Source organism: Bradyrhizobium sp. ORS 375 (assembly GCF_000239775.1).
Classification (GTDB): Bacteria; Pseudomonadota; Alphaproteobacteria; order Rhizobiales; family Xanthobacteraceae; genus Bradyrhizobium.
The window spans coordinates 1-3072 of the sequence record NZ_CAFI01000254.1 but is presented as its reverse complement, the minus strand read 5'-3'; the positions used below and the strand labels follow the sequence as shown (position 1 = coordinate 3072).

At 63.3% G+C, this 3072-nt stretch carries 3 protein-coding genes; all 3 read left to right on the top strand.

From position 1 onward, the window contains the following. Positions 1–158 precede the first annotated feature (158 nt). Genes urtB through urtD form a run of 3 tightly spaced genes read left to right on the top strand, consistent with a single transcriptional unit; the run spans position 159 to position 3019 of the window. The gene (urtB, locus tag BRAO375_RS19430; RefSeq protein ID WP_009029156.1) at positions 159–1085 is read left to right on the top strand and encodes an urea ABC transporter permease subunit UrtB; all 927 of its coding nucleotides are present in this window, start codon (positions 159–161) and stop codon (positions 1083–1085) included. A 34-nt stretch (positions 1086–1119) separates the two neighbouring features. Next, positions 1120–2253 carry an urea ABC transporter permease subunit UrtC gene (gene urtC, locus BRAO375_RS19425; protein WP_009029155.1) on the top strand — a complete coding sequence of 378 codons (1134 nt, stop codon included), beginning with the start codon at positions 1120–1122 and terminating at the stop codon, positions 2251–2253. Between the two features lie 10 nt (positions 2254–2263). Next, positions 2264–3019: an urea ABC transporter ATP-binding protein UrtD gene (gene urtD / locus BRAO375_RS19420; protein WP_009029154.1), complete on the top strand. Its 756-nt coding sequence runs from the start codon at positions 2264–2266 to the stop codon at positions 3017–3019. Positions 3020–3072: the final 53 nt, after the last annotated feature.

Genomic DNA, 3072 nt, shown 5'->3' with positions numbered 1-3072 from the left:
TACCCCACCCACAGCTCGTCGTGTGGACCCCCCTCCCTAGCCCTCCCCCACAAGGGGGGAGGGAACGATCTCGCCCGAGGCTGCAACACGCAAGCCAATGCGCACCGGACATCGATGCGCATCGAGAACAGACACCACGCATCACAAGAGGACGGATCATGTTCGGCGACTATTCCATCGGCGACCTCGGGGCCATCTTCGCGATGCAGGGCTTCGCGGGCCTCATCCTGTTTTCGGTCTACGTGCTGATGGCGCTGGGGCTTGCCATCATCTTCGGCCAGATGGGCGTCATCAACATGGCGCATGGCGAGTTCATGATCCTCGGCGCCTACGTCACCTGGATGACCTCGAACGCCTTCCAGAGTTTCCTGCCGTCGCTGTTTCCTGGCTACTTCTTCGTCGCAATGGCGCTGGCCTTCATCGCCTCCGGATCGCTAGGCATGCTGGTCGAGTGGGCGATGATCAGCCGGCTCTACAAGCGGCCGCTCGATACGCTGCTCGCGACCTGGGGCCTCAGCCTGATCCTGCAGCAGGCCTATCGCTCGGTGTTCGGTGCCCGCGAGGTCGGCGTCGAGCTCCCCGAGTGGATGATGGGCTCCTGGCAGGCCACCGACGCCATCCAGATCCCGATCAACGGCATGTTCGTGATGTGCCTGACCATCCTGATCACGATCGTCGTCGCCTACGTGCTGTTCCTGTCGCGCTGGGGCAAGCAGGTCCGCGCCGTGGTGCAGAATCGCGTGATGGCCGGCGCCGTCGGCATCAACACCGAGAAGGTCGACCGCTACACCTTCGGTCTCGGCTGCGGCATCGCCGGCGTTGCCGGATCCGCCTTTACGATGATCGGCTCGACCGGTCCGACCGCCGGCCAGCTCTATATCGTCGATACCTTCCTGGTCGTCGTGTTCGGCGGCGCCGCCAGCCTGATCGGCACCATTGCGTCGGCCTTCACCATCTCCCAGGCGCAGTCGACCATGGAGTTCTTCATGTCCGGCTCGATGGCCAAGGTGCTCACGCTGCTGGCGATCGTCGCCATCCTGATGCTGCGGCCGCAGGGGCTGTTCGCCCTCAAGGTCCGCAAATGAGCCAGCTCCGTCAGTTCAACAAGAAAGCCCGGCCATGATCAACTCGCGCTTTTTCAACCGATCGGAGCTCATCGGCTTCGTCTCGCTGCTGCTGCTGCTCGTCGTCATCCTGCCGCTGGCGCTCGACATCTTCCGCCTGAACCTCGTCGCGAAGTATCTGACGTACTCCTTCGTCGCGATCGGCCTGGTGCTGTGCTGGGGCTATGGCGGCATCCTGAGCCTGGGGCAGGGCGTGTTCTTCGGCCTGGGCGGCTACTGCATGGCGATGTTCCTGAAGCTGGAGGCCTCCAGCGTCGCCAACACCAAGATCCAGTCGACGCCTGGCATTCCCGACTTCATGGACTGGAATCAGCTGACGCAGCTGCCGTTCTTCTGGAAGCCGTTCGCGAGCTTCCCGTTCGCGCTGGCCGCGATCATCCTGGTGCCGGCGATCTTCTCCTTCATCATCGGCGCCGCGATGTTCAAGCGCCGGGTCGGCGGTGTCTACTTCGCGATCATCACCCAGGCCATCGCCGCGATCATGACGATCCTGATCGTCGGACAGCAGGGCTACACCGGCGGCATCAACGGCATCACCGACCTGCGCACGTTGCACGGCTGGGACATCCGCACCGATCACGCCAAGTACATCCTCTACTTCGTCGAGGTGTTCTTCCTGTTCGCCGCGATTTTGGTCGCGCAGTTCATCCGCCTGACCAAGCTCGGCCGCATCCTGGTGGCGATGCGTGAGCAGGAGGACCGCGTCCGCTTCTCCGGCTACAGCGTCGCCAACTTCAAGATCTTCGCGTTCTGCGCGGCCGCGGTGTTCGCCGCGGTCGGCGGCGCGCTGTTCACGCTCGAGGTCGGCTTCATGTCGCCGTCCTTCGTCGGAATCGTGCCGTCGATCGAGATGGTGATCTACACCGCGGTCGGCGGTCGGCTGTCGATCTTCGGCGCGGTCTATGGCTCGCTGCTCGTCAACTTCGCCAAGACCAGCCTGTCGGAGACCTTCCCGCAGCTCTGGCTGTTCGGCCTGGGTGCTCTCTTCATCGCGGTCGTCCTTGCATTCCCGAATGGTCTCGCCGGCATCTGGGGCGACTATGTGCAGCCGCGCATCGACCGGCTGCTGGCCTCTCGCAGCAAGAAAACAAACGGCGGCCTGGTCGCCGACGGCGCCCCCGCAGAGTGAGGAGACAGCGATGCTCATCGGTCATCAGCCCAAGGAATTCCTGCTCGCGGTCGAAGCGCTCACCGTCTCGTTCGACGGCTTCAAGGCGGTCAACGATCTCTCGTTCTATGTCGAGGAGAACGAGATCCGCGTCATCATCGGTCCGAACGGCGCCGGCAAGACCACGGTTCTCGACCTGATCTGCGGCAAGACCAAAGCGACTTCCGGCTCGATCCAGTTCCGCGGCAAGGAGCTGACCAAGCTGCGCGAGAACGAGATCGTCAAGGCCGGGGTTGGCCGCAAATTCCAGACGCCGTCAGTGTTCGAGGATCTCAGCGTGTTCGAGAATCTCGAGATCTCGTTCCCGCGCGGCCGCAGCGTGTTCGGCTCGCTCGCCTTCAAGCGCGACGCGGTCGTGAAGGACCGCGTCGAGGAGGTCGCCGAGATGATCTTCCTCAAGGATCGCCTCAAGACCTCGGCGGCCGAGCTCAGCCACGGGCAGAAGCAGTGGCTCGAGATCGGCATGCTGCTGATCCAGAACCCGGACCTGCTGATGCTCGACGAGCCCGTCGCCGGCATGAGCGTCAGCGAGCGCGCCAAGACCGCCGAGCTGCTCAACCGCATCATCAAGGACCGCTCGGTGCTGGTGATCGAGCACGACATGAAGTTTGTCGAGGACATCGCGCACAAGGTCACCGTGCTGCACCAGGGGCAGATTCTGTCGGAGGGCACGATGGACAAGGTCAAGAACGATCCCAAGGTCGTCGAAGTCTATCTCGGGCATTGAGCGCATGTTTGGGAAATCACTCCATCCACGCCCCCGCTGCGCCCCCCTCCCCC